Genomic DNA, 2,755 nt, shown 5'->3' on the forward strand with positions numbered 1-2,755 from the left:
CAATGGATCTTGCGTTTGTGGTGCGATGTGCGGCGCATCGACTATCCGGGCGATGTGCGGCGCATCGACTATCCGGGTACGAACTATCCGCGCTATGCAGTAGCAGAGGAAATACTGCAGAACTGGGACACTCAGGACTCCGAGACCCTCGGAAAATGGCTCGTGCAACTGTGCAATCAACATACTCGTTTGACTGGCGTTCAAGAGTTCGCCGATTTTTCAAATAGCTTCAGCCATTTTCCCGTTGAGGTGCTGATGTTGTTTCGGTTGCGAGAGCAAGCAGGCCTTGTGAATCCACAGGTCAATCACCCACTCATGAAATTCCCTTGGTCGCGCTTGTGGCCAATCGGACCCGCGGTACCAGACGAGCTGCTTTCTGGTCTGTACCATCGACTCGAGAGTGATGAAGGCCTRACGGTGCGAGGCTTGTATCGACAACTTTCCACTTCCTAGCGGGCATGTGTTCGCACGCGTTGTCTGATTCTTGCGCGGCACTCTCGCTCTTCTACGCGCTTAATGTCCGCGATGAAAATTGAATGACGGCGTTCGAAGCTGCATTCTCGCCAATCCTATTGATTCTCCAGATGCTAAAAAATAGGTTCTCCGCGCCAAGTCTTGCATTGCTGGTTGCGTTCTGGCTGGCCGGTTGCGCATACGACGGCGCTGGCTATCCCAAGCCCGAATACAACTATGCGGCCCAAGCAGGCGATTCGGAGTTCTTCTTCGAGTCCGAATTCGGAACCAACTCGCAGTTCAAAGCCAAGACAGAAGCCGTGCAGGACGGCGACGACTGCCTCGACACCAAACGGGTGGCGTACCTGCAGCAGATGGACTCCTACCTACGCAGAGCGGACGCGCCGGGCCCTTGGAAGATCGCGGCCCCTGCCGATAAGCCGATTCTGATCGCGGGTCAGTGGACGCGCTATTCCTCAGCTGGCTATGACTATCTGAGCCAGAGAAAGACCGTCATGCCGGCGACGAGTTGTCCCTGGGCGGCAAAGATCTTGACCCCGAAGCCCGGCGCGAGATACCGAGTGCACCTTTTCAAGGCCGGGCCAATGGCATGTTCACTTTCGGTGACTTCGATGGACGGCGCGCCGGTCGAAACGAAGGATGCGCCGAGCTGCGCGCGTCCGCCCAGATAACCCGCACCACAAGCAACCTGACGGCATGACCGCATGGCCGTTGCCCCTTTGCGCGCCGCGTAAGAGCACATTCCAAATGAACACCCAAAATAGACCGCTTGCGCGTGCGCTGTTGACCACGGCCATCCTCGGCCTGCCGTCGCTCGCGTCAGCCCAACTGGCGAGCACTCCCCAACCCTTCGTCGAACAGCAACGCCAGCAGGAACGCGAGCGCGCCCTGCGCGAGCAGAACGAGCGCACGGTCGACCTGCGGCTGCAGGCCGCACCGCCCGCACCCACTCAGCGCATCGCGGCCTCCGAAGCGCCGTGCTTTCGCATCGACCGCGTATTGCTGGTCGGCGAGCAGGCCGAGGCCTTCCAGTGGGCTGTTGCTGATCTCTCCGGCCCCGAGGGCAACGATTCACCGCTGGGCCGGTGCCTGGGCACCGGCGGCGTGAATGTGGTCCTGGCCCGTGCCCAGCAGGCGGCGATTGCGCGCGGGTTCGTCACCACTCGCGTGCTGGCCGCGCCGCAGGATCTCTCCACCGGCACCTTGACCCTGTCTCTGGTGCCCGGGCGCATCGCGGCCATCCGGACCACGCCGGATTCTTCATCCACGCTGCTGGGCAGCGGTGCCTTGCTGGCTTCGGCCATTCCCGCCCGTCCGGGCGATTTGCTGAACCTGCGCGACATCGAGCAGGGCCTGGAGAACCTCAAGCGCGCGCCCACGGCCGAGGCCGACATCCAGATCGAGCCCTCGACCGCACCGAATGCCAGGCCAGGCGACAGCGACCTCGTGGTCAAGTACGTGCAGGCCAAGAAGTGGCGCGTCACCCTGAGCCTGGACGACAGCGGCACCGAGGCGACCGGCCGCTACCAGGCCGGCGCCACGGTGTCGCTGGACAACCCCTTGGGCCTGAACGACCTGTTCTATGTCAGCGCCAACCACAACATCAATGGCCACGTCTTCAGCGATCCGGCCAAGGGCACCGAAGGCCAGACGGTGCACTACTCGCTGCCCTACGGCTACTGGATGCTGGGCCTCACGGCCTCCAACAGCCAGTACCACCAACGCGTGGCCGGGCTGAACCAGGACTATGTCTACGCGGGCAAGACCAACAACGCCGAAGTCAAGCTCTCGCGCCTGCTGTACCGCGACCAGCGCCGCAAGACCACGCTGGCGCTGAAGGGCTTCCGCAGGGAATCGCGCAACTTCGTGGACGACACCGAGGTCGAGGTGYAGCACCGGGTGGTGGGCGGCTGGGAGCTCGGGCTGAACCACAAGGAGTTCATCGGCGAGGCCACCCTGGAGGGCACGCTCGCCTACAAGCATGGCACGGGCGGCTTCGGGGCCATCGCGGCGCCGGAGGAGGCGTTCGGCGAAGGCACCTCGCGCATGCGGCTGTACACGGCCGAGGTGAGCCTGAACGCGCCGTTCAAGCTGGGCGAAGAGAAGCTGCGCTATTCAGGCCTGGTGCGCGCGCAGTGGAACCGCACGCCGCTCACGCCGCAGGACCGCTTCGCCATCGGCGGGCGCTACACGGTGCGCGGCTTCGATGGCGAGACCAGCCTGATGGGCGAGCGCGGCTGGCTGATCCGCAACGACATCGGCTGGGCCATGGGCCAGAGCG

The 2,755-nt window shown here is 63.3% G+C and carries 3 protein-coding genes; all 3 read left to right on the plus strand.

The window, feature by feature from the left end:
- Positions 1 to 453 (plus strand): hypothetical protein (locus AC1DOC_RS28170; protein ID WP_478130967.1); only part of this gene is annotated, 453 nt, incomplete at its 5' end.
- 83 nt (positions 454 to 536) lie between these two features.
- Entirely contained in the window at positions 537 to 1,145 is a 609-nt protein-coding gene (locus tag AC1DOC_RS28175; protein WP_412511872.1) for a hypothetical protein, read from the plus strand.
- A gap of 76 nt (positions 1,146 to 1,221) precedes the next feature.
- Positions 1,222 to 2,755 (plus strand): ShlB/FhaC/HecB family hemolysin secretion/activation protein (locus AC1DOC_RS28180; RefSeq protein WP_478130968.1); only part of this gene is annotated, 1,534 nt, incomplete at its 3' end.

The sequence above is a fragment of the Variovorax sp. 01T439_2 genome (assembly GCF_056398445.1).

Coding starts and splice junctions, on each gene's coding strand:
- AC1DOC_RS28175 (WP_412511872.1), top strand. CDS start 537: ATGACGGCGTTCGAAGCTGCATTCTCGCCAATCCTATTGATTCTCCAG.